Origin of the sequence: Fibrella aquatilis, from assembly GCF_017353255.1 — a bacterium.
Taxonomy (GTDB): domain Bacteria; phylum Bacteroidota; class Bacteroidia; order Cytophagales; family Spirosomataceae; genus Fibrella; species Fibrella aquatilis.
On record NZ_JAFMYU010000003.1, the window covers coordinates 351,529 to 373,683 of the forward strand.

Genomic DNA, 22,155 nt, shown 5'->3' on the forward strand with positions numbered 1-22,155 from the left:
ATGAAACAACTCGTCTTTCTTCTCGCATGGCTGTCGGCGCTGTCGCTACAGGCGCAGTCTGACAATTGGGCGGTCAGCGCCATCCCTGCCAATATGTTGCGCAATGCCGACGCGGTGCTGCGTATGGATGAACTAAGTTACGTCGTGACCTCGCCAACGGAGGCGGTCCACCGGGTGCGGCAGGTGATCACGATTTTGAACGAAAAAGCCGACAGTAAAGCGCGGCTGGTGGTGCCCTACGACAAGTTTTCGAAGGTGACCGACATTGAAGGAGCCATTTTCGATGCTACGGGTAAGCAGGTAAAACGCCTAAAACGGGCTGAAATCAATGATTACGCCTACTCGCAGGACAACTACGCCGACGATTCGCGCTATAAGGTGGCCGAGTTTTCGCGCCAACTGGCCTACCCCTACACGGTTGAATTTCGGTATGAAGTAAGCTCGCGCAACCTGATGTTTTACCCCACCTGGCAACCCCAGGACGACGAGCGTTTCTCGGTCATCCGCAGCCGGTTTACTGTCGACGTGCCCGCTCATATGCCCCTACGCTACAAGGAGGCCAACCTGACCCGGCCTTTGGCCAAACAGCCCAGCAGTGAGGTGAAAGCGGGGCAGTTGTACACCTGGCAACTTGACACCCTGGCGGCCGTAGAGGTAGAGCCAATGGCCCCATCACTGGCCGAACGGGTACCCACTGTCTACACTGCTCCGGGGCAGTTTGAGGTGCAGGACTACACCGGCACGTTTGCGTCGTGGAAAGACGTGGGCGCATTTTATTACGCCCTCAACAAGGGCCGTGACGCCCTGCCCGAGGCCGTTCGGCAGCAGGTGCAGACCTTGGTGGCAGGTCAGAAAACGGTACCGGGCAAAGTGAAAACGATTTATGAATATCTGCAAAAACAGGCTCGCTACATCAGTATTCAGCTGGGCATTGGCGGTTGGCAGACTATAGAAGCCAGCCGCGTGGCGCAAACCCATTACGGCGACTGCAAAGCCCTGACCAACTACGCCAAAGCCCTGCTTGGTGTAGCGGGCATTCCGGCCTACGAGGCCCTCGTAAAAGCCGGCGATACGGCCCCCGACATCCGCACCGATCTGCCGGGTTTTCAGTTCAACCACGTCTTTCTATGCGTGCCCAATAACCGCGACACCCTGTGGCTGGAATGCACCAGTCAGCATAGCCCCGTTGGCTACGTGGGCGATTTCACCGGCAACCGGCACGTGCTGCTGGTCACACCTGACGGCGGCAAGCTGGTCACTACGCCAACCTACACCCCCGACCAAAATCGGCAGCAGCGGCTCGTAACCGTGACGCTCACACCCGACGGTGCCGCCACGGCCCGCGTTCGTACATACTATACGGGCCTGCAACAGGAACCCTATGCCGAAGTACTCCACAGCATGACCCACGATCAGCAGCGCGACTGGCTCATTAAAACCACCAACATGCCCTCCTTTGAGCTGACCGATTTTGGGTTTGTCGAAACAAAAGCCGTTATCCCGGCGGTGGCCGAAACCATGACGCTCGCCACCCGCCGGTGGGCCTCGCCAAGCGGCACACGGCTGTTTTTGCCCCTCAATATGCTATCGGCAGTAGGGCCGGCTCCGGTGCTGACCCGGCCCCGCCAAACGCCGGTTGTGCTGAAATACACCTACGATTTCGAGGATACCGACACCGTACGCTACACGCTGCCCGATGGCTACGCCCCCGAATACACTTTGGCCCCAATGACGCTGGAAGCTAAGTTTGGCACCTACCAGGCTCGCGCCGACGTGCAGGGTAACCAACTGGTTTACACCCGCCGCCTGCGGATGCACAGAGGTCGCTACCCGGCCGAAGCGTATACCGAATATGCCGAGTTCCGCAAAAAAATAGCCAAAGCCGACAAAACCCAGCTCGTGCTCATCAAAAAAGAAATCGCAACAGCAGCACCGAAGTAGTGTCGGAGATAGGAGAAATTAATTTGCAGTGCCTCGTATCAAAGACTACCAGAAGATCCAGTCTATGCTAATTCCAACTCAGTATATTTGAAAAGTATTTAGTTCAGTTCAGGCGTTTTCTGTACTAGCTCGTCTTCGTATCTCGTGCGGCAATGACCTGGTTAACGGCATCTATCCAGTCTTCCCAAGCGGCAGGGTCCATCGTGCTTCCATCTTTCATCAGTGCCATCGATCCTAAAAAACTAGGCAGTTCGTCAGATTCAACCAAACTGTTCAGATTCTCTAAATAAGCAATCATGGCCATGTAGCCTTCTTTAATAGTGAGTTGGTTCTCCATTTGGTGTCCGTGTTATGGTTTTGGCCGATTTGGGGCGGAAGGGGCAGATAATCCAGTTTCAGAGTTGTAAGGTTTAGGTGGGTTATTTACACCACCGTTTGTGATTTTTCCATCTCTAGTCTGGACCCAGACTTGACTGCCGTCTGATTGAGTCTTAGCATACCATTCGTTTCCGTTATTGTCCGTTCCAAGCTTGGTTTCAGGGTCGTTGGCTACATCCTCTAGCTTACGTCTATTGGCAGGCGTATCGTCAAGATGGCCCTCTTTCTTCCTAAAAATATGCCCTATTCGCTTAGGGTCAATTTCTTTTCTAGATGATTCCCCACCTGTCCTGGTTCCGGTGCTGGGCAGGTTGCGGGGCTTGGGGCCGGGCAGGGCCTCGCCGGGATGGCCGCTGCCGGGGTTGGGCCGTCCGGGGCGGGGGAGGTCGCCGGCTACGGGTACGGGCACGAGTTGGTTGCCCCCACCCATGCGCCGCCGCCAGGCTTGCAGCACTTCATCAATTCAGATCAGCAGGAACCCCGGCGTATAGGCCCGCTGGGCCACCATCTCCGAGAGCCGCCCGACAGATTTGAGCGTCTGGCGGGTGGAAAAGAACAGGTCGATGATGTCAAGCAGGCCCTTGGCTACGGCTTTGCCGAATAGCTCCCCCGCCGCCCTGATGTCGGCGGGCGTGCGGGCGCTGTCGGCGGCTTCGTAGTATTGGCGAAATAAACGTTAAGCAACAGGGGCAGACCGGAGCGGCCTATCGTTAAGCCAAATAGTTACACTCTGTCGGGAAGGTAGGTATGGGGCGTTTGGGCTAAGAAGGCCTGACCCGTGGGCGTTTGCCATATCCCAGCTCTAGGATCAATACTATACTCGCCGATTTGTCGTAGTAGATATACGTAATCATAATTAAAGTCTAATAATGCATTACTAGTTACGAACTGTAATAACGATAGACAGAACTGTAAGACATTATCAATCTCAGCAGGCCAGTCTAACACATCACTTAGTCTCATCATCACGCAATCAACAGATTCGAAAGGTGTTGGTAGCACCTCATTCTCAAAAGGGAACTGACTTAATACTCTTCTGGAGTAGATCATTGAAAACCCAGTGACGTTTGAGAACTCATCTATTCTGTAACCAGTGGGTAGGTCCTCGTATTCACTATAAGTAAATCCCAGTTTACTCAGCAAGTCATCCAGTATCTGCTTGTCCAAGCAGGGTCTGTTGAATCTAAGAGTATATTCTTTAGCCATGATTAAGGAAAAATATGTTGAACTGAGCCGTCTTTCGTGATTATGATTACCTCTTCTAAACCTTCCATAGGCCAATCAGCAAATTGCTTTTTTAAGGCATTTACGTCACCTTTCCAATCCTCTAAGTTCAGTACTACTCGCTTGGTTTGTTCGTTGACAACCACCTTTTCCTCAACTCTATTCCAAATACTTCGAGGCGACGTGGTCTCAGCCGGAGTGATACAATCTATTGGTTTACCCTCAATAATGTAGTCGGCTTTTTTCACGCCTTTTTCCTTCGAAGGCGGCACCTGTTCCACATCATAGCCATGCTCAGCCATCACTTCAGCCGTACGATCTTCTCCCTCTGCGGAACGTCGGGTAGATGCGTCATCTTTAGGAGTTGTTTTGTCTCTCGCCCGTGGCCCTCGTGGCTTAGCATCGGTATCTGGCTTACCCGATGGCTGGGTACGTGACGACCCAGTTCCTCCAGTTCCGGTGCTGGGCAGGTTGCGGGGCTTGGGGCCAGGCAGGGCCTTGCCGGGGTGGCCGCTGGCGGGGTTGGGCCGTCCGGGGCGGGGGAGGTCGCCGGCTACGGGTACGGGCACAAGCTGGCTGCCCCCACCCATGCGCCGCCGCCAGGCTTGCAGCACTTCATCAATTCAGATCAGCAGGAACCCCGGCGTATAGGCCCGCTGGGCCACCATCTCCGAGAGCCGCCCGACAGATTTGAGCGTCTGGCGGGTGGAAAGGAGGCTTAATTAAAGCTAACTATTTACCTTTCAGAAAAAGCGATTGATAGCCGTCTGGCTATCAATCGCTTTTGAGAACATATCAATCAATACTTCTATAATATGATTATTCTCAGGCGTTCGTTGTACTTGTTCTAAATACGTCAATGAGGCTCTTAACTTGTCAGGTTCACTAATCATGTCGTCCTCAAAATCATCAATCATTGAACCACAAATGGCGTTAATACTGTCAATGATATCTGAGGTGATCAACGTATCGAACTCAGCCTAGGGAACCAAATAATCCCAGACCTGCTCTGGTTGAGCAATGTCGTAATCTACAGCTTCCATTGCTGCTACGTCGCGAGCTACTGTAATTAGTTTGCCTGATACATTCATTATTCATTATTCTGTTGGTTGTGAAATAGTGTCATACACAACACTGATTAACTATTATTGTTTTCGGTGATTTCGTTCAATATATCAATTGCATCATATATGTACTTATCTTTGTTGGCAAAGTTTTCTAAAATTGATAGGGATTTGTTTATGATCGATTGATCTAATTGATCAGGCAAATCAATAAAAAACTGAAGCGCATTTTCTTTGACTTCAAAATTGCCGATACCGATTTGTGTTGCAATTGTTGGAAGTATATCAGTAGCATCAAAAAATTGTAGCGCATAAATGAGTGTACCCCGACTATGCTTGGTAGCTTCGTCATTCAGTAATTTTATGATGATAGGTACGGCGGTATCTATTTTCCAGTCAGCTAATAGTAACACAGCTGCATTTCTGACATTATCATCAGAAGTCGTTGCTAAAAGAGTTTTTACATCATCCGCAAAGGACATATCATTTGCAGAGTCCAGTTCATCAATCTTATCGATGATCTGTTCTGGATTACTTAGCCCATAAAAGACATTGTTTATTGAATCTGACATATTTCAGCGATTTGGTTTGTTCAATTTGTCACCTCTGCCTGTTGGTTTCCCTCTCGACAACCAATCTTCATACACTTCATCCATCATTTCTTTAGTCATATCCTGACCACCATATTCTCGCTTGCCATCACGGTGCCACCAACTCCAAAAGTTAGGGTCTTTAACGCCATAATCCTTATCGCGTTGTTTCTTCTTACCCCCCTTTAAATTATCATCCGTTGGTCGTCTGCCCTGTTTGCCTCCCGTTCCTGTTCCTTCGGTGGGCAGGTTGCGGGGCTTGGGGCCGGGCAGGGCCTCGCCGGGATGGCCGCTGCCGGGGTTGGGCCGTCTGGGGCGGGGTAACTCACCAGCTATGGGGACGGGTATAAGCTGGTTGCCCCCGCCCATGCGCCGCCGCCAGGCTTGCAGCACTTCTTCAATCCAGATCAGCAGGAACCCCGGCGTATAGGCCCGTTGCGCCACCATCTCCGAGAGCCGCCCGACGGACTTGATCGTCTGGCGGGTGGAAAAGAACAGGTCGATGATGTCAAGCAGGCCTTTGGCTACGGCTTTGCCGAATAGCTCCCCCGCCGCCCTGATGTCGGCGGGCGTGCGGGCGTTGTCGGCGGCTTCGTAGTATTGACGAAACAGGTCGAGCACCTGCGTCATAAGGTCATAAATGGCCAGGGCGGCTCCTGTGGCGGCCAGCAGAACGGCAATGATTTCGCCAAACAGAGCCAGCGCCACCACAATAGCAATCATGGTAGACCAGCCGAGGGGCGTGTTCAGTTTATGCCAGACGGCCAGTAATTCATCACCAACTTTGCCCGGCAGACGTTCAAACCCGATGACGGCGGCCATGAGCAGCTTTTCGGTGAGGCTCATGCTGGCAACATCGCCAACGGGCATTACCAGTGGTAGCGTACTGGCTGCTACGTTGATACCGCTAATGGGTGAACTGATGCGCGGAGCCGCCATGGGCGGGATGAGCTTACCCATGGTGCTGGGCAGGGGACGGTCCCAGTGAAAGGGAAGCCGTTTCCAGCTAAAGAACAGGCTGGGGTCTTGCACCACCAACAAGTCATGCCGACCCAGCAGAAAATAATGAGCGCTTCGTTTGCCCAGTTCGCCCAACTGCTCCAGGTGCAGGCCAGGCTGGAGCGTAACACGCCCCACGGCCCGCATCTGATGGCTGCTAAAAATATCGTAGCTGGGCGCTAGTACTTTATACAGTTGGGTGGTGCTACCCACGGCCTTTGGCTGTGGCCGGGCCTTGAGGGCTGGTTTCGCATAGGTAAACCGGCTGACAGAACCGGTCTTGGCTTTCGTAGGCGCTACGTTCCGCAGCCACAGGTTTACCGCGTGAACCAACGCTTCTTTGCTGTGGGGGGCATCCTGAACAAATCGGTATTCCATGCCTAAACCGGTCGTTCGCTATCGTTAAGCAAGTATACATTTTAATCCACAGATTATGAATACTATTCTGTTTTCCCGGTTAATGTTTTCCAGGAAAACACGGTGTGCGTTCATGAAAGAAAAAACGAATAGACCGCAGTAATAAAAAATCCCGGCTTCGTTGGTGGGGAAGCCGGGACTCAGATTCAGGTAGTGTAGTGAGGGGGTGTTAGTCTACTTTGGCGGCCTTTTTCTTGGCCTCTTTGGCGCTGGCCTTCATCATGGCTGCTTCGGCCTTTATCTCTTTCTTTTGCGCTTTTTCCTCTTTGCGGTTTGCGTCTTTCATGCGCGTTTTAGGGTCTGAGACACCGGCAATTTCAATGCCTTTGTGTGTCTTGGCTTCCATGCGCTTCTCGTGGGCCTTGGCCATTTTCTTCTCGGCCTTCATTTCTTTTTTCGCGGCTTTGCCTTCCTGAGCCGCTTGTGAGAAAGCAACCTGCGAGAGAGATAATAAGAGTCCAACGGTCAGCATGATTCCATTTTTCATCTTCGTAGAGTGATTAGTGATTGGGTGCCTGCCTACCTGGCAAACATTCTGCGAGTTGAACGGCTAGGTCTGAAAAAAGTTTAACAGATTGATTATGAGATATTTATATTCTATAAAATAAATAGACTAAGTATTTTAAAGTAAACTTCCTCGTAATCAGCGCGTTTGCTCACTACTACAGGAGGTGTATCGCTTGTTTTCAGGCTTAACTTTTTGTTAACAAAAAAATGCCGCCCCGGCAAGAGGCGGCATCTATTGATAGTCGCGAAGGGGCTACTTCTTCCCCATAGCGGCCTTGATAGCGACTACCTCGGCGGGGTCGTAGGGAGTACCGTCGTTTTTCAGGATTTCGTGGAACCAGACCTTCGGTTCGTTGCCATTGACGTACGGTTTCTGCCAGCTGTCCCAGGGCAGGTAGGTCTGACTTTTACCCGCCACGAAACCCCAGCAGATCATGCCTACTTTTTCGCGCCTGGCAATGGGCAGGTGCGTCTGAAACTTGCTGTTCACACCCCGCGCCATAAACTCGGTGCATATTACCGGCCTACCCATACGCTTCAGGTTTGGAATGATCTTTTCCAGGGCGGCGGCATCAGCATACTGGTGAAACGTGATCACGTCCGAGTTTTCCAGCATCATTTTGTCGAAGGCAGGGATAGTGGCGTCGGTACTCCAGTCGTTGCGCCAGAATTGCCACACGCCCGACGTAAGTGGTTGGGTAGGCCCCGCTGCCCTCGCCCAGCCGAATGCCTGCGGCAGCAGCGCCTGGATGACGGCTATCTTTTTGGCCTTGGGCAGTTCGGTTTTTATAGTATGGTTATCGCCGTAGCTGTTGTCGTTGGTGTTGTCGGGTTCGTTCCAGATGTCCCACATCAGCACTCGCTTGTCGTTCTTAAATGCCCCCACAATGCCTTTCACGTAGGCTTCCAGCCGTGGGTACTGCGACACGTCGGTGAGGGCATCGGCCCCCGGCGACTGCACCCAGCCCGAATTGTGGATGCCCGGTTGCGGGTCGCGCTGTTTGCCCAACTTGGGGTTGGGGTCCCAGCACGAGTCGAACAGCACGAGCATGGGGCGGATCTTGTGTTTCTGGCAAAGGCTCAAAAACGTGTCGATGCGCTTAATAAACCCTTTGGCGTCTTGCTGGTAGGGGAGGTCGTGCAGAAAGACGCGCATGGTGTTGAGGCCCATGCTTTCGGCCCAGCCCAGTTCTTTGTCAATGGTGGCGGGGTCGAAGGTTTCGGCCTGCCAGAACTCAAGTTCGTTGATGGTATTGGCCGGGTTGTAGTTGGCACCCACCAGAAACGGCTCGCTGGCGTACCAGGCGTTGGCTTTGGCGGCGGTCCAGCGGCCTGGTGCCGAGGGGAGTTGCGACGATTGCGCCCAGCAAGAGAAGGTTGTAAGAAGTAGTAGGCCCAACAGGGCAAGTGATCTACGCATGTGACAGAAAGGTAAATGGTCAGACTATTACCCAAAGGATGAATGCTGTACTTTTTGGGTCTTGGTTCAGAAAAAAACGTGGATTGGGCGCGCAGACGTTGGCGGATTATTTCGTGCCAACCCTCTAAGCCGTTACGACCGGCATCGTTACCTGAAGCGGTAGCCGCACCGTGACGGTAGTACCCATGCCCACAACCGAGTCTATTTTGAGTTGCCCGTTGTGGAGCTTCACAATGCGGTTGGTCAGGGCCAGACCGATGCCATGACCGGGAGCTACGTTGGTGGTATGCGACGACCGGTAGAATGGCTCGAACAAGTGGGGGAGGTCGTCGGGAGGAATACCGTAGCCATTGTCGCTAAAAGCTACCTGCACGGCGTTGGGTATAAATGAAATACGTACCGTAACGCTATGATTGACAGAATATTTACAGCCGTTTTCCATTAGATTTTGCAGGGCCGTGCGCAACAGGGCTTCTTCGGCAAGCAGGGTGAGGTCGTCGTCCTGCTCCACCAGCGCATCGTCATCAAAATCGAACAGGATGTCGATGGAATAGTCCGGTTTTTTCGACAAAATGCTGCTACGGGCCTGCCAGAGCAGTTCGTCGATACGCGTAGGGCGGAAGGAGAGGTTAGCGGCGTCGGTGCTGGCGCGGGCCAGGTCGAGCAGGCCGTTGGCGAGGTCGATCATGCGCTGCACCTGATAGAGTACTTCGTCAAGGGTTTGGCGGTAATAGGGCATGTCGCGGGGCTGCATCAGAGCCACGTCGATGTTGCCGCGCATGATGGCCAGGGGGGTGCGCAGTTCGTGCGAGGCGTGCGAAACAAAACTGCGCTGCGTCACGAATGCTTCCTCCAGCCGGTTGAGCATGGCGTTGAAGGTGTGGGCCAGTTCGGCGAGTTCGTCGCGCTGCCGGCTTACCTGTAGCCGCCGGTGAATATTGGTGCCCGAAATGGTGTTGACCTGCTCAATGATCTCCGACACGGGTCGCAGGGCGTCGGAAGCAAACAGCCAGCCTGCCACCCCCACGGCCAGTAGACTGGCCAGCCAGCCGAAAATCAGGATTTGCCGGAGTCGGTTGAGGTGGTTGAAGCCATAGCGGTCATAGGCGGTGGCCACCACCACCAGCATTGGCCCCGATTTGCTGTGGTAATTTATGGCCAGCGTTTCGTGGATATCCTGGCGAGATCTGAACTCAAACCCCGCCCGAATTTTCTTCAGCAGATCGGGGCCAATGCTCACCAGCGGCCCCGACCCCACCGTAAATGCTATTTTATCATCAGGTGTATAGATGGAGATGCGTTCGTCTACCATCAGGGGTAAGTCAGTACGGGCCACGTCGCCGGCATCTTCGCGTACCCGAACGGTGGCTTTAGCCTGTTCATGGAGGCGTTCGTAGAAATCGACTTCCCGAAACTGATTATAGAGCAGGTAGATGCCTAGGGAAAACAACAGCAGGATAGACCCCACCAACAACAAAAACAAGAGGGTCAATCGGGTGCGGATGTTCACTCTTCTTTCATAATATAGCCCATGCCAATGACCGTGTGGATAAGCTTCGTGGGAAACTCCTTGTCCACTTTCTTACGCAGGAAATTCACGTACACGTCGATCACGTTGGTGCCGGTGTCGAAGTGAATATCCCAGACCTTTTCGGCAATGTCTACCCGCGACACCACCCGGCCCCGGTTGCGCATAAGGTATTCCAGCAGGCCAAACTCCTTGGCTGTCAGTTCAATACGCTTACCACCACGTCGGGCTACTTTCTCATTCAGGTCAAGCTCCAAATCGGCCACCCGCAAAATATTGGCAGTGGTACCGCCGTCGGCGCTGCGTTTATGGAGGGCACGAATGCGGGCCATTAATTCCCGGAACTCAAACGGTTTCACGAGGTAATCGTCGGCACCGGCCTCAAAACCAGATAATTTATCGTCAACCGAACCCATAGCCGTGAGCATCAGAATAGGCGTACGCACCTGCTCGTGCCGGATGGTCTGCGCCAGATCGAGGCCATTCATTTTGGGCAGGTTTACGTCCAGCACAATGATGTCATAGCTGTTGCTGAGCGCCATGGTCCGGCCAATCTGCCCATCATAGGCCAGATCGACCTCGCATTTCTGCTCTTCAAGCCCTTTTTTGACAAACGAGGCCAGCTTTGGCTCATCTTCGACTACCAGTACTTTCATATCTGCAACATACATACTATTCCGACGATTTTAATGGGTTAACCCGTTCAACTTATCCTGTGCACTACCAGTTTATCAGTCCTTGAAGAGGCGTTTGCTCCAGACAGATACGTGTTTCTGGTATGTAAACGTGGCGACGGGGTATTAAAACATGGACAAAGGGGCGTTAAAAGTGCGTTAAGCTGTGCGTTGGCCCGTTACAGCCTATTTTTAACCTTTCGGGTTGTTGTGAAGTTGGTGAGTCAATACCTGTGCTTTACTCAACAACAGCATGACCACCCAGGAATCGCGCCCCACCTCTGGGGACATACAGGGCCAGAAATTACCCTACCCCGCCCGTCAGTCGGATATGCAACAGCAGCCCGACTCGGACCTTTCCAACTATAAACCGGCCGGCAAGTTGGCCGACAAAGTAGCCCTCATCACCGGTGCCGATTCGGGCATTGGCCGGGCCGTGGCCATTGCCTATGCCATGGAGGGTGCCAAGGTGGCTATTCTCTTCAATGAAAACACCGACGATGCCGCCGAAACCAAACGCCTGGTAGAAGAAAAAGGCGGTCAATGCCTGGTCATTCAGGCCGACGTCCGGCAGTCGGTGGCCTGCAAAAACGCGGTGCAACAAACTGTCGATCAGTACGGAAAGCTGAACATACTAGTGAACAATGCTGCCTACCAGATGGCGCAGGAGTCGTTTGAAGACATCACCGAAGAGCAACTACGCCGCACGTTCGAGACCAATATTTTTGGCTACTTTTTCATGGCACAGGCGGCCCTGCCCCACCTTCAGAAAGGTGACGCCATTGTAAATACGGGCAGCATTGTGGGCATCGTGGGCAACCCGCTGCTGATTGACTATACCGCTACGAAAGGGGCCATCCACGCGTTCACCAAATCATTGGCCATTCAACTCGGCGAGCGTGGCATCCGGGTCAACGCGGTGGTGCCCGGCCCTGTCTGGACGCCAAACATTCCGGCCACCATGCCGCAGGATGAAGTCGAGCATTTTGGCCACGAAGTAGCCCTGGCCCGACCCGGCCAACCCGAAGAACTAGCCCCCGCCTATGTCCTCCTCGGCTCGTCGGACGGTAGCTTCATGACCGGTGCCCTGGTAGAAGTAACCGGCGGAAAGCTGGGATAATCTGATTTACGAATTACGATTTACGATTTGGGCTTACGCAAATGTATTGCTCCTGCGTAAGCCCAAATCGTAAATCGTAATTCGTAAATCGTAAATCATAAATCATGGCTTACCCTTTAGGTACCGTGCGGACGTTGCTTGACACGGATCACGTGACACCCGCCACCCGGCAGGCGCTGCAAGAGCGGCTGGATAAACAGCCCGACTGGCAGGGCCTGACGCTCCGTTTCTTTACGCCCGACGAAGCCGAACTGCTAAAGCAGCTGACAGCCCGGCTACTGCCACAACCAGCTGACCGTGAGCAAATTGACGTGATAAATCCTGTTGATCATCGGCTGGCGCACAATGAAAGCGACGGCTGGCGCTATGACGTCCTCCCTGCTGACCCCGACGCCTGGCGAATGGGGCTAACGGCCTTTCAGGAGGCTGCACAAGCGCAATTTGGCAAGCCGTTTACCCAACTCGATTCCCCGCAACAGGACCAGCTAATTGGCCAGATGCAGCAGGGTACGGCCACGGGTGCTTCGCTCACCGCACTGCAATCGAAACACTTCTTTGAAGACATGCTGGCCGAACTGGTGAGCCTGTACGTCAGCCACCCGCTGGCGCAGGAAGAAATGGGCTACGTAGGCATGGCCGACAAACCCCGCTGGGACCGCATAGGGCTAAATGAACTGGAAGAAAGAGAGAAATAGGGGTTAGTGGTTGGTGGTTTGTAGTTGGTGGTCTTACTGACGCAGGAGTAGCTGACGCACGGCCGGAACGCCGGACCGCCCTCAACTGCGCTCGGGGTGACAACCACCTTGAATCAACTCTTTGAGAATTAGTCTAGTAGCCTGTCACCCCGAGCGCAGTTGAGGGCGGTCCGGCGTTCCGGCCGTGCGTCAGCTACTCCTGCGTCAGCAAAACCACAAACTACGAACCACTACCCACCCAAAAAAACCATTTATGACAACGTACTCAACAAACGATACGGTCGATGCCGTGGTGATTGGCACGGGGGCGGGGGGGGCACCTTTGCTGGCGCGGCTGGCTATGGCGGGGCTGCGCGTGGTGGCGCTGGAGGCGGGAGCCGAAAAAGACCCCAAGACCGAATACGCCACCGACGAACGGGCGCAGGAGTTTCTGTTCTGGAATGACGAACGCCTGAGCGCGGGCGAAAACCCACTGGCGTTTGGGTCGAACAATTCCGGCACCGGCGTGGGCGGCTCTACCCTTCACTACACCGCCTACACCCCCCGCGCCCAGCCCGACGACATGCAGATGCGCACCGAATTTGGCGTCGCCGCCGACTGGCCCATGGACTACCACACCGACATTGAGCCGTATTACGACGAACTGGAGCACTTTTTGGGTATCTCCGGTCCAAGTGACTACCCCTGGGGACCAAAGCGGAAACGCAATTATCCCTTGCCGCCCTTGCCGCTGAACGGTGCCGCTCAGCTGATGCAGCGGGGTTGCGCCGAACTGGGTATTCGCACCTCGCCGGCGGCCAACGCGGCGTTGTCAGGGCGATATTATCAGGAAGGCGTTGGCTGGCGCGAGGCGTGCACCAACCGGGGTTTCTGCCAGGCGGGGTGCAGCATTGGGGCCAAAGCCAGTATGGACGTGACCTTTATTCCGCTGGCCCGCGCCCACGGTGCCGAGGTGCGGGCCAACGCCTTCGTCACCACCTTCGACCGCGACACGCAGGGGCGTATTACGGCGGTGGTGTATGTGCAGGATGGACAAACGTACCGGCAAAAATGCCGTAATGTATTCCTTTGCGCTGGAGCTGTTGAAACGCCCAGGCTATTGTTAATCAACGAATTAGCAAACAGCAGTGGGCAGGTGGGGCGCAACGTAATGGCGCATCCCGGCCTGCAAATCTGGGGTGAGTTCGACGAAGACGTGCGGCCATATAAGGGTATTCCGGGCGGGCTTATTTCCGAAGACACCCACCGCCCCTTTGCCGGTGGCTCGGCCGATTTTGCGGGGGGGTACCTGCTGCAGTCTATCGGCGTGATGCCCGTAACCTACATGAAGCAACTGGCCCGCGGGCGGGGGCTGTGGGGACCGGCACTGATGGAGGCCATGAGCCGCTACAACCACGTGGCGGGCATCAACATTCTTGGCGACGGCCTGCCCTACGACCACAACTACCTCGAGCTGTCGGACGAACTGGATGCCCGTGGCCTGCCCAAACCGCGTGTGTACCACACCGACGGCGACAACGAGAAAAAGATGAATGCCCACGCCGAGGTCATTATGCGTAACATCTGGTCGGCGGCGGGGGCCAAAAACGTCTGGGCATTTCCGCGTGCGGCCCACATCATCGGCACCTGCCGCATGGGTCACTCGCCCGACGAAGCCGTGGTGAACGCCAACGGCCAGTCGTTTGATATCCCGAATCTTTACATCTCCGATAACTCCACATTTCCGTCCTCCCTCAGCGTCAACCCCGCCCTGACCATCATGGCCCTGGCGTTAAGGACAGCGGATCGCTTTTTAAAGAGTGGTGAGTGATGAGTGGTAAGTGACGAGTTTGCTTCCGCCAGCGCAATTACTCGTGCGTAAGCAAACTCATCACTTACCACTCATCACTCACCACTCATTTCCCCATGAACTTCCTATCACACATCAAAAAACACTTCGGCGGCGGCAACTATGCGGGCGACGAATTTGGGGGCGCTGCCGGTCATAATGGTAGCGGCCTGCCCGATGGTTCGCCATCTAACTTCATGTTCGCCACCGGTATCGAATGCTCGTACCCGACTATTGGGCATGGCAAAATTCGGCGCGATCAGCTTCGCGAATGCGGGCACTACGACCGCTACAAAGAAGATATAGGTTTGGTTAAGGAGATGGGTCTGAAGGTGTTACGCTACGGGCTGCCCTATTACAGCATCCATCAGGGGCCGGGTAAATTCGACTGGGAGTTTGCTGATATGGCTATGGCTGAGATCAAACGGCAGGGCATCACGCCCATTCTGGACCTCATGCATTTTGGTGTACCAGATTGGCTGGGCAATTTCCAAAACCCCGAACTACCCATCCACTTCGCCGACTATTGCGCTGCCGTGGCAGAACGGTATCCTTGGGTGCGGTACTACACGCCCGTCAACGAAATCTACGTGACCGCCCGCCACAGTGCCAAAGACGGTCTCTGGAACGAACAACTGAAGACCGACAAAGCCTTTGTTACGGCGTTGAAGCATACCGTAGCGGCGAGTATTATGGGCACGCAACAACTGGCTAAACGCCGCAACGACTTGATTATCATTCAAAGCGAAAGCGCCGAGTACATCCACGAAGTGTGCGCCACTCCTACGCAGGAAATCATCCTGCACAACGAACTGCGCTTTCTATCGCTCGACCTGCTCTATGCCCACGCGCCCATTGCCGACGTAACGCTATACTTACTTGACAATGGCATGACCCGTGAGGAATACAAGTGGTTTATGGCTGGTCAGCCGCCGGGATACCAGGTAATGGGCAACGACTACTATGGGCGAAATGAACAGGTTAAACTGCCTGATGGTAAGATGTTTAGCTCGATGGATGTGTTGGGTTGGTATGAGACTACCAAGGAATACTACAACCGCTACCACAAGCCCGTGATGCATACCGAAACGAACGTGTTTGAGTCGGCTGACGCGCCTATGTGGCTCTGGAAACAGTGGATCAACCTCATGCGGATGCGCCGCGACGGCACCCCCGTACTGGGCTTCACCTGGTACAGCCTCACCGATCAGATAGACTGGGATTCGGGCCTGGCTGAGCAGAATAATAATGTCAACGAATGCGGACTTTTCGACCTCGACCGCAAGCCCCGCCCCGTGGCCGAAGCCTATAAACAGTTGCTCAACGAGTTTGGGCAGATCACGATTGTGCCCTATGGTCAACTGCTGGCTGTTACCGATCAACCCGCCCGCATAAAGGTTGAGATTTAAGCCTGGTTATGGTCAATACACATACGCGAAATCCGTCTCGAGCGAATTCTGAGTTGGCAGAAAAAAACCGCCCTGCGCTGGTTTTTCTCCATTATTTCGGTGGTTCGGCTCTGTCTTGGACTGCCGTACTTGATTCGCTATTAGCTGATTATCAGTGTGTTGCTGTTGATCTTCCCGGCTTTGGCGAATCACCGCCTCTGTCTGATCACCAGACTGTTGATGAAGTAGCGGCCGTGGTGGCCGACGCCCTCGCGGCGCAACTGGGCAACAATCCGTTTGTGCTGGTGGGGCATTCCATGGGCGGCAAAATCGCGCTGGCCATTGCCGCCGGGCTACCCGGACACGCGCCACCGGCGGGCCTGCGAGGGCTGGTGCTGTTGGCCACCTCGCCCCCCGGCCCCGAACCCATTCCCGACGACTCGCGGCAGGAAATGCTGGACAAGCCCGGCCTTTCGCCCGAAAAGCAGCGCGAAGCCGCCGAAAAAACGATGGCCAAGATTACCCGAAAACCGCTTGCTGACGCCGCAAGGGCACAAATCATTGCCGACAACCTCCGCGCCAGCCCCGAAGGCTGGATTGCCTGGCCCGCCGTGGGCAGCCGCGCCGACATTACCGACCGCATGGCCCGCATCACGGTGCCCGTTACACTGCTGGCAGGCGAGGAGGACGCAGCACTCGACCCGTCTGTTCAGCCCGACATGGTGATGCCCTATCTGCCGCAGGCCACCCTCTACACCCTCCCCGGCGTGGGGCATCTGCTGCCCCTGGAAGTGCCGGACGAGGTGGTGACGTGGATACGGAAGAGCCTGTAGGGGCCTCGGTGTTATTTGAACGGATTGGTGTAGAAGCCGAACGTGAGCAGGCCGCCGCCCTCAGGCTCAAGGGTTGGCCACATCATGGTAGCGCGGAACGAGCCGATACCAATGAACGCCTTGGCACCCACGTCGCTGAAATAGGTCTTCTTGCTGTTGCCATACTTGTCGAAAACCGGAACGCCCACTTGCGCATAGCCCGTGCCACTTCCCAGATAAATCTTCGACGACGCAGATGGCCGGAAAAAGGCATTCAGCATAATCGACGCGTAGGTGGGCGAATCCCTTGAGAAAAAGTCCATAAAAGCCCCATCGAGCAGGAGGCCAACGGTTTTGCGTTGTCCAAATAGCCAATAATGTCCGTATTCAGTAGTGTAGCCGTGTAACTCGCCAAATGCCTCTGCGGGCGTCATATAGCTTAGCCCCCAATAGCCACCGTTGCTTTTTATGGTGGGCAGATTGGCCGTTATGGAGGCTGTTTCCCGCTCTGCTACTGGCAAGGCCAACGGCGGGCTGTTGCGCGGCTGCTCACGATAAGCAGTCGTGCCAACCACCGGCTGTGCTTGCCTAAACGTTTCGCGGGAGCCATCCTGGTAGATAATCACGAAAATCTCGGTTTTACGGAGGCTGTATAGTGGCCCGCCCTGCCGGTTGAACGGCTTGTATTTCACCATATCGTCGGTGATTTCCTGTACCTGAACGCTCAATTCTGTTTTGTCATTTTTGATAATCAGGTCCTGCGCTCGTAAGTGAATTATAGTACAAAAAAGGCTCAAAAATAGCCAGGAAGTTAGCTGTATTTTCATGATGTGGATTGGAGAAAAGATTAAGTTATGGCATTGAAGAAAGTAAGCCAATAACCTACTTATTGACAATTGCCTGCTGCGGTGAAGCTGGTTTTATTACCATTGAAATCTTCTCCCCGCATGGAAACAGATACTACTTTTCCATTGTATGTAGCACTACCCGATGTGGATGCATAAAAACTACCGTTGCTATCTATGTATGCCCCCCATGGATCTTTCGTTGCGTCGAAATTGCCATTAATAATATCGACCAGTTGATTGTTGCCCGGCCGAAGATTATAGAGCAGAATAGCCTGATTACTGGTAATCATGATACCGTATGCTTTGCCATAGCCAAAGCCCATATCAATGTCGCATACGGCGGTGGCCGAGTACGTTTTCCCGTTTAGCACCACACTGCCTTTGCCGGGCGCAGGAGGCGTGAAGCGGGTGATGGTAAATCGGATAGAAATGATATTACTCACCCGCCCCGATGCGTCGTAGATACAGACAACCAGCGTAAACGAGCCGTTGTCGATGTTGTCGGGTATGCCAATGGGCAGTGTGACCACCCCCGATTTGGGCGCGTTGCCGCTGAGCGGGATATCATAGTAGCTTAATGACCCCTGCACCTGCGCGTAGGCCCCGCCAATGCCGCCGTTGAGGTTGGAATAGTTCACCCCCACGCGTTCTGTGCTGCCATTGCTGGTGGGTTGGTCGGTGGTGGTAGGGGTTACTTTGGGAGCCTGTGTGCTGCTGCTGGGCGCTGGCGGGGTGCCCGTTTTGGTCTGCGTACCATTGGGCATAATCAGCGCGTCGCCTACTTTTTTGGCGTCTGATGGACTAATGAGCGCTGGTTGCGGATCGGTTTTCGACTTGGTGCAGAAGCTAAGCCCCATCACGAGGGCAAAGACAAGCAGGCGGGAGATGAAGGTGTGGTATACCGTTTTCATGTGCTGTGTGTGGTTGATTTACGGCTCAAATGTCCCCCAGCGTCAGCTGCCAAACCTCCCCCAAACGTGGTATCTTGGGAGGGTGATTTACCCGTATTTTTTACCCGTAAATAAACGGGTTTACGGTAATTAGTATTTGTGTGAAATTTTATTTTTATTGATTTGGTTGTGTGAGTTTACTTGTATTGCTTCGCGCTATAGGCTACGCGCCGCGGGCCCTTCGACTAGGCGTCCCCGACAAGCTCAGGGTGACACGACACCTTGAATCAAGTCAATTACTTAAATCCACTTCCCTGCCACCCTGAGCTTGTCGGGGACGCCTTGTCGAAGGGCTATGCGCCGAGACGTCGGACCGCAGCAATACACACTAACTAATTCACATCAAATAAAAAAGGCAGTCATGCAAGAGAAATTAATTTCTCTTGCATGACTGCCTTTTTGTATAAAAAACTACCCCGCCAAATAGCGCTAGAATCCTTTACTATCTACCACAATAGCGGGGATTTTTTGTTCGGTTACGAGTTGATTAAAGGCTGGCACCTGTTTGCCTGTAACGTCTTTCAACTTCGCCAGCGCCAGATCAATTTGGCGGGCCAGATCAGCGTAGACAACGTGGGCGGCTTTGGTGGGTTTGCCATCGGCGTTGGCCATCATGCTGGCGAGGCCCGCGAGCTTGTCGTTGAGGCGGATCGGGTGGGCCAATACGTCCTGCGGTGCTTTAGCTTTGGGCTGCATCAGCGTGGCCTCCAGCGAGTCGAGTTGCGCCAGCATGGGCTTAGTCACGAGGGCAAATTTCTTGGCCTGCGTGCTATCTTTCACCGCACCCATATACCCGCTTACCGCCGTCCGGATGGCCCGCAGCTGATTGATGCCCCGATGCGCCTCCGACAGCTTGTCGTTGCACTGTTTCACAAACGCAAACTGCTCGGCATAGTCGGCGTCGGATACGGTTAGGCGGGGGTCTTTGCGAATGTCGATAGGTTGTTCGGCCACTAGCGAGTCGCCCAGCAGTAGCCGGACTTTATAGCGGCCCGGTACGGCTTTCACGCCTATGCCGTCGCCGCTCCACATCACGTTGGTGCCTTCCACAGCCACGGCATCGGGGTAGCGCATGTCCCAGACAAACTGGTTCAGGCCGGGTTGCGCGGGGATGGTGCCGGGGCGGGTGAGCTTCAGGTCTTCATGGAAATCCTTCGAGATCGTGAGCGGTTTGCCCTTCTTATCCTTCCGGTCCGAGTAGCTGATGATGGTGTCGCCGGTGGCGGTCATAAACTGTAGCCGCAGCTCTTTGGCGGGCGTGGCGGGCAGAAAATACCGCACCAGCACCCCGTTTTCGGCGTTTTCGCCTTCGTCGGGGATCGTGCCGGGACGCATGGCGTTGCCCCCTTCCATGCGGTAGGCGTGGCGCGGCGCAAACAGCATAGGCTTGCGCGTGGGCACGGGGCCGGTGGCTGCCAGCCGGGCCAGTTCGCGCAGGGGCGTCACGTCGTCCATGATCCAGAACGACCGGCCGTGGGTGGCAATGACCAGGTCTTTCTCGCGCTTGTGCACCTGCAAATCCCGCACCGACGTAATGGGCAGGTTCAGGTTTATTTTCTGCCAGTTGGCCCCGTCGTTAAACGACACGTAGATACCCCGCTCGGTGCCCGCGTAGAGCAGGCCGGGCTGATCGGGGTCGTCGCGTACCACACGGCAATACTCGTCGGCGGGGATGCCCGCGGCTATGCTCGTCCAGGTTTTGCCGTAATCGGTGGTCTTGAACAAATATGGCTTACGGTCGCCGCTCATGTAGCGGTTCGCAGCCAGATAGGCTTTGCCGGGCGTGTGTTCCGAGGGGTGGATGAGGCTCATCAAGGCAAACTCGCCCAGTTGGGTGGCGGGCAAGCTCACGTTCTGCCAGTTTTTGCCCCCGTCGCGGCTCATGTGTAGCAGGCCGTCGTCTGACCCCGCCCAGAAAACGCCTTTCTCGGTAGGGGCTTCGGCGAAGGTGAAAATGGTGGCGTAAATCTCGGCCCCGGTCATGTCTTTGGTAATCGGCCCGCCGGTTTCGGCAATGGTGCGGGGTTCGTGGCGCGTCAGGTCGGGGCTGAGGTCTTCCCACGAATGCCCCGCATCCGTAGATCGGTGGACGTGGTTGGACGTGGCGTATAAGACACTGGGGTCATGCGGCGAAAATAGGATGGGGTAGGTCCACTGAAACCGGTATTTTTTCACGGAAGCAGGGGCACCAATGGCTCCTTCGGGATACACCGAAATGGCGTAGTTGCGGTTGGTGCGGGCATCGTGTTTCGACATAAAGCCGTCATATTCACCACCATACGTGATCTTTGGATTCTTCGGGTCGGAGGCAATGTAGCCCGCTTCGCCGCCCGCCACCGGATACCAGGCACTCTTGTCGATGCTGTAGTCGTCGGTGCGGGAGGCAATGCGTACCGAGGTGTTGTCCTGCTGCGCGCCGTAGACGTTATACGGAAAATCGGTATCGAGCGAGACGTGGTAAAACTGCGCCGTGGGCATATCGACCTCCGAAAACGACCGCCCTCCGTCAACGGTGATTTCGGCACCCCCGTCGTCGGCGATGGCGAAGTTGAGCGGGTTTTTGGTGTTGAACCACACATCGTGCGTATCGCCGTGGTGCACCGGTATGCGGGCAAATGTTTTGCCGCCGTCTTTCGACCGCATCGCGTTGACGTTCAGTACAATAAGGTCGTTCTCGTTTTGCGGCGACACGCCCAGCATCATGTAATACCAGGGCCGCTGCCAGAGGTTTTTGTCGTCGTTGAGCAGCGTCCAGTGTTCGCCCGCGTCGTCGGACCGGTAGAGGCCACCTTTCGCGTTTTCGATCAGGGCGTAGAGTCGGCTGGCGTTGCTGGGGGCCACGGCAATGCCGATCTTGCCCAGCAGGCCACGCGGCATACCTGGTTTTTCGTTCAGCGACTGCCAGGTATCGCCGCCGTCGGTGCTTTTGTAGAGGCCACAGCCCGCCCCGCCGCTGCTCATGGAATGGCCGTTGCGGTAGGCCTGCCAGAGCGTGGCGTAGACAATGCTGGGGTTGGTGGGGTCAAGCCGCACGGTAGCCGCGCCCGTGCTGTCGTTTTTAAACAAAATCTTTTTCCACGAAGCACCACCGTCGGTAGAACGGAACACGCCCCGGTCGGGGTTGGGCGCAAACGGATTGCCCAGGGCGGCGGCATAAAGCAGGTTTGGGTTCTGCGGGTGCACCTCAATGTTGCCAATGGCGTCGGCGTTGGTTAGTCCCACGTGCCGCCACGACTTGCCGCCGTTGGTGCTTTTATAAACCCCGTCGCCGTAGCTGATATTGCTCCTGATTTCGGGTTCGCCCATGCCCACATACACGACGTTGGGGTCGGACGGTGCCACGGTGATGGCCCCCACAGATGACGACTGAAACACACTGTCTGACACGCAGGTCCAGTTTTGGCCGCCGTCGGTGGTTTTCCAGACCCCCCCGCCCACGGCCCCGAAGTAGTAGGTCAGCGGCTGATCGGGATGCCCCGCCACGGCCAGCGACCGCCCCGCCCGGAACGGCCCGATGTTACGCCATTTGAGGCCGCTAAACAGTTTGGCATCTACGGTAGCGGTAGGGGAGGCCGCGGTCATTGCCGAGCCAGCAGCAGCCCGCCCCCGCCGCGATTGGGCCTGAGCAGTAGGTTGGTCCGGCCCAGCCAATAAAGCCGTCAGGGCTAGTGATGTGATGAAGAAGTGACGCATAGCGAAGGGATCTGTTTTCCCCCGAAAGTACGGGTTTTGTGAAGACCGGTCCACTACTGCCGTTTTCATTGCGCTGGTG

General features: G+C 55.0%; 19 protein-coding genes. 7 read left to right on the top strand and 12 right to left on the bottom strand.

Annotated features, from left to right (window positions below; genetic code table 11):
* On the top strand, nt 1-1,941 hold the full coding sequence (locus tag J2I48_RS05865) for a DUF3857 domain-containing protein (protein ID WP_207334468.1): 1,941 nt from the start codon (nt 1-3) through the stop codon (nt 1,939-1,941).
* 124 nt (nt 1,942-2,065) lie between these two features.
* Here J2I48_RS05865 and J2I48_RS05870 read toward each other — a convergent pair whose 3' ends face one another.
* Nucleotides 2,066-2,278, bottom strand: a complete 213-nt coding sequence (locus J2I48_RS05870) for a hypothetical protein (protein ID WP_207334469.1) — start codon at nt 2,276-2,278, stop codon at nt 2,066-2,068.
* A 486-nt stretch (nt 2,279-2,764) separates the two neighbouring features.
* Between J2I48_RS05870 and J2I48_RS05875 the strand changes: the two genes are divergently transcribed.
* A complete protein-coding gene (locus tag J2I48_RS05875; protein ID WP_207334470.1) occupies nt 2,765-2,923 on the top strand; it encodes a hypothetical protein in 159 nt (52 codons plus the stop codon).
* A gap of 119 nt (nt 2,924-3,042) precedes the next feature.
* Here the strand turns inward: J2I48_RS05875 and J2I48_RS28635 are convergent, their stop codons facing one another.
* From J2I48_RS28635 to J2I48_RS05910, 8 genes are all read right to left on the bottom strand, one after another.
* Nucleotides 3,043-3,525: a SitI3 family protein gene (locus tag J2I48_RS28635; RefSeq protein ID WP_374758149.1), complete on the bottom strand. Its 483-nt coding sequence runs from the start codon at nt 3,523-3,525 to the stop codon at nt 3,043-3,045.
* Between the two features lie 2 nt (nt 3,526-3,527).
* Nucleotides 3,528-4,157 carry a CdiA C-terminal domain-containing protein gene (locus J2I48_RS05880; RefSeq protein ID WP_207334471.1) on the bottom strand — a complete coding sequence of 210 codons (630 nt, stop codon included), beginning with the start codon at nt 4,155-4,157 and terminating at the stop codon, nt 3,528-3,530.
* Between the two features lie 524 nt (nt 4,158-4,681).
* The gene (locus J2I48_RS05885; protein ID WP_207334472.1) at nt 4,682-5,179 is read right to left on the bottom strand and encodes a HEAT repeat domain-containing protein; all 498 of its coding nucleotides are present in this window, start codon (nt 5,177-5,179) and stop codon (nt 4,682-4,684) included.
* 3 nt (nt 5,180-5,182) lie between these two features.
* Nucleotides 5,183-6,574 (bottom strand): hypothetical protein, encoded by a 1,392-nt coding sequence (locus J2I48_RS05890; protein WP_207334473.1) that lies wholly within the window; start codon nt 6,572-6,574, stop codon nt 5,183-5,185.
* Nucleotides 6,575-6,782: 208 nt separating this feature from the next.
* On the bottom strand, nt 6,783-7,100 hold the full coding sequence (locus J2I48_RS05895) for a hypothetical protein (RefSeq protein WP_207334474.1): 318 nt from the start codon (nt 7,098-7,100) through the stop codon (nt 6,783-6,785).
* A 273-nt stretch (nt 7,101-7,373) separates the two neighbouring features.
* Nucleotides 7,374-8,540: a cellulase family glycosylhydrolase gene (locus tag J2I48_RS05900; RefSeq protein ID WP_207334475.1), complete on the bottom strand. Its 1,167-nt coding sequence runs from the start codon at nt 8,538-8,540 to the stop codon at nt 7,374-7,376.
* A 124-nt stretch (nt 8,541-8,664) separates the two neighbouring features.
* A complete protein-coding gene (locus J2I48_RS05905) occupies nt 8,665-10,050 on the bottom strand; it encodes a HAMP domain-containing sensor histidine kinase (protein ID WP_207334476.1) in 1,386 nt (461 codons plus the stop codon).
* Nucleotides 10,047-10,724 carry a response regulator gene (locus tag J2I48_RS05910; RefSeq protein WP_207334542.1) on the bottom strand — a complete coding sequence of 226 codons (678 nt, stop codon included), beginning with the start codon at nt 10,722-10,724 and terminating at the stop codon, nt 10,047-10,049. Before J2I48_RS05910 ends, J2I48_RS05905 begins: the two co-directional genes overlap by 4 nt.
* A 271-nt stretch (nt 10,725-10,995) precedes the next feature.
* Here J2I48_RS05910 and J2I48_RS05915 point away from each other — a divergent pair, with 271 nt between their 5' ends.
* The 5 genes from J2I48_RS05915 (at nt 10,996) to J2I48_RS05935 (ending at nt 16,606) form a co-directional block, all read left to right on the top strand.
* Nucleotides 10,996-11,862, top strand: coding sequence for an SDR family oxidoreductase (locus tag J2I48_RS05915; RefSeq protein WP_207334477.1), 867 nt, complete (start codon nt 10,996-10,998; stop codon nt 11,860-11,862).
* Nucleotides 11,863-11,966: 104 nt separating this feature from the next.
* Nucleotides 11,967-12,557: a gluconate 2-dehydrogenase subunit 3 family protein gene (locus tag J2I48_RS05920; RefSeq protein ID WP_207334478.1), complete on the top strand. Its 591-nt coding sequence runs from the start codon at nt 11,967-11,969 to the stop codon at nt 12,555-12,557.
* Nucleotides 12,558-12,810: 253 nt separating this feature from the next.
* Nucleotides 12,811-14,367, top strand: a complete 1,557-nt coding sequence (locus J2I48_RS05925) for a GMC family oxidoreductase (protein ID WP_207334479.1) — start codon at nt 12,811-12,813, stop codon at nt 14,365-14,367.
* A 95-nt stretch (nt 14,368-14,462) separates the two neighbouring features.
* Nucleotides 14,463-15,794, top strand: coding sequence for a family 1 glycosylhydrolase (locus J2I48_RS05930; RefSeq protein ID WP_207334480.1), 1,332 nt, complete (start codon nt 14,463-14,465; stop codon nt 15,792-15,794).
* 53 nt (nt 15,795-15,847) lie between these two features.
* A complete protein-coding gene (locus J2I48_RS05935) occupies nt 15,848-16,606 on the top strand; it encodes an alpha/beta fold hydrolase (RefSeq protein WP_207334481.1) in 759 nt (252 codons plus the stop codon).
* Between the two features lie 11 nt (nt 16,607-16,617).
* Here J2I48_RS05935 and J2I48_RS05940 read toward each other — a convergent pair whose 3' ends face one another.
* The 3 genes from J2I48_RS05940 to J2I48_RS05950 all read right to left on the bottom strand — a co-directional run bounded on the left by J2I48_RS05940 (nt 16,618) and on the right by J2I48_RS05950 (nt 22,076).
* On the bottom strand, nt 16,618-17,412 hold the full coding sequence (locus tag J2I48_RS05940) for a hypothetical protein (RefSeq protein ID WP_207334482.1): 795 nt from the start codon (nt 17,410-17,412) through the stop codon (nt 16,618-16,620).
* A gap of 59 nt (nt 17,413-17,471) precedes the next feature.
* Nucleotides 17,472-18,344 (bottom strand): hypothetical protein, encoded by an 873-nt coding sequence (locus J2I48_RS05945; protein ID WP_207334483.1) that lies wholly within the window; start codon nt 18,342-18,344, stop codon nt 17,472-17,474.
* 468 nt (nt 18,345-18,812) lie between these two features.
* Nucleotides 18,813-22,076, bottom strand: coding sequence for a WD40/YVTN/BNR-like repeat-containing protein (locus J2I48_RS05950; protein WP_207334484.1), 3,264 nt, complete (start codon nt 22,074-22,076; stop codon nt 18,813-18,815).
* Between the last annotated feature and the right edge of the window lie 79 nt (nt 22,077-22,155).

Bases quoted from the DNA above. Each gene is read 5' to 3' on its own strand.
- J2I48_RS05870 (WP_207334469.1), bottom strand. From the start codon at position 2,278: ATGGAGAACCAACTCACTATTAAAGAAGGCTACATGGCCATGATTGCT.
- J2I48_RS05920 (WP_207334478.1), top strand. From the start codon at position 11,967: ATGGCTTACCCTTTAGGTACCGTGCGGACGTTGCTTGACACGGATCAC.
- J2I48_RS05945 (WP_207334483.1), bottom strand. From the start codon at position 18,344: ATGAAAACGGTATACCACACCTTCATCTCCCGCCTGCTTGTCTTTGCC.
- J2I48_RS05910 (WP_207334542.1), bottom strand. From the start codon at position 10,724: ATGAAAGTACTGGTAGTCGAAGATGAGCCAAAGCTGGCCTCGTTTGTC.
- J2I48_RS05890 (WP_207334473.1), bottom strand. From the start codon at position 6,574: ATGGAATACCGATTTGTTCAGGATGCCCCCCACAGCAAAGAAGCGTTG.
- J2I48_RS05900 (WP_207334475.1), bottom strand. From the start codon at position 8,540: ATGCGTAGATCACTTGCCCTGTTGGGCCTACTACTTCTTACAACCTTC.
- J2I48_RS28635 (WP_374758149.1), bottom strand. From the start codon at position 3,525: ATGGCTAAAGAATATACTCTTAGATTCAACAGACCCTGCTTGGACAAG.
- J2I48_RS05885 (WP_207334472.1), bottom strand. From the start codon at position 5,179: ATGTCAGATTCAATAAACAATGTCTTTTATGGGCTAAGTAATCCAGAA.
- J2I48_RS05925 (WP_207334479.1), top strand. From the start codon at position 12,811: ATGACAACGTACTCAACAAACGATACGGTCGATGCCGTGGTGATTGGC.
- J2I48_RS05865 (WP_207334468.1), top strand. From the start codon at position 1: ATGAAACAACTCGTCTTTCTTCTCGCATGGCTGTCGGCGCTGTCGCTA.
- J2I48_RS05950 (WP_207334484.1), bottom strand. From the start codon at position 22,076: ATGCGTCACTTCTTCATCACATCACTAGCCCTGACGGCTTTATTGGCT.
- J2I48_RS05930 (WP_207334480.1), top strand. From the start codon at position 14,463: ATGAACTTCCTATCACACATCAAAAAACACTTCGGCGGCGGCAACTAT.
- J2I48_RS05895 (WP_207334474.1), bottom strand. From the start codon at position 7,100: ATGAAAAATGGAATCATGCTGACCGTTGGACTCTTATTATCTCTCTCG.
- J2I48_RS05940 (WP_207334482.1), bottom strand. From the start codon at position 17,412: ATGAAAATACAGCTAACTTCCTGGCTATTTTTGAGCCTTTTTTGTACT.
- J2I48_RS05915 (WP_207334477.1), top strand. From the start codon at position 10,996: ATGACCACCCAGGAATCGCGCCCCACCTCTGGGGACATACAGGGCCAG.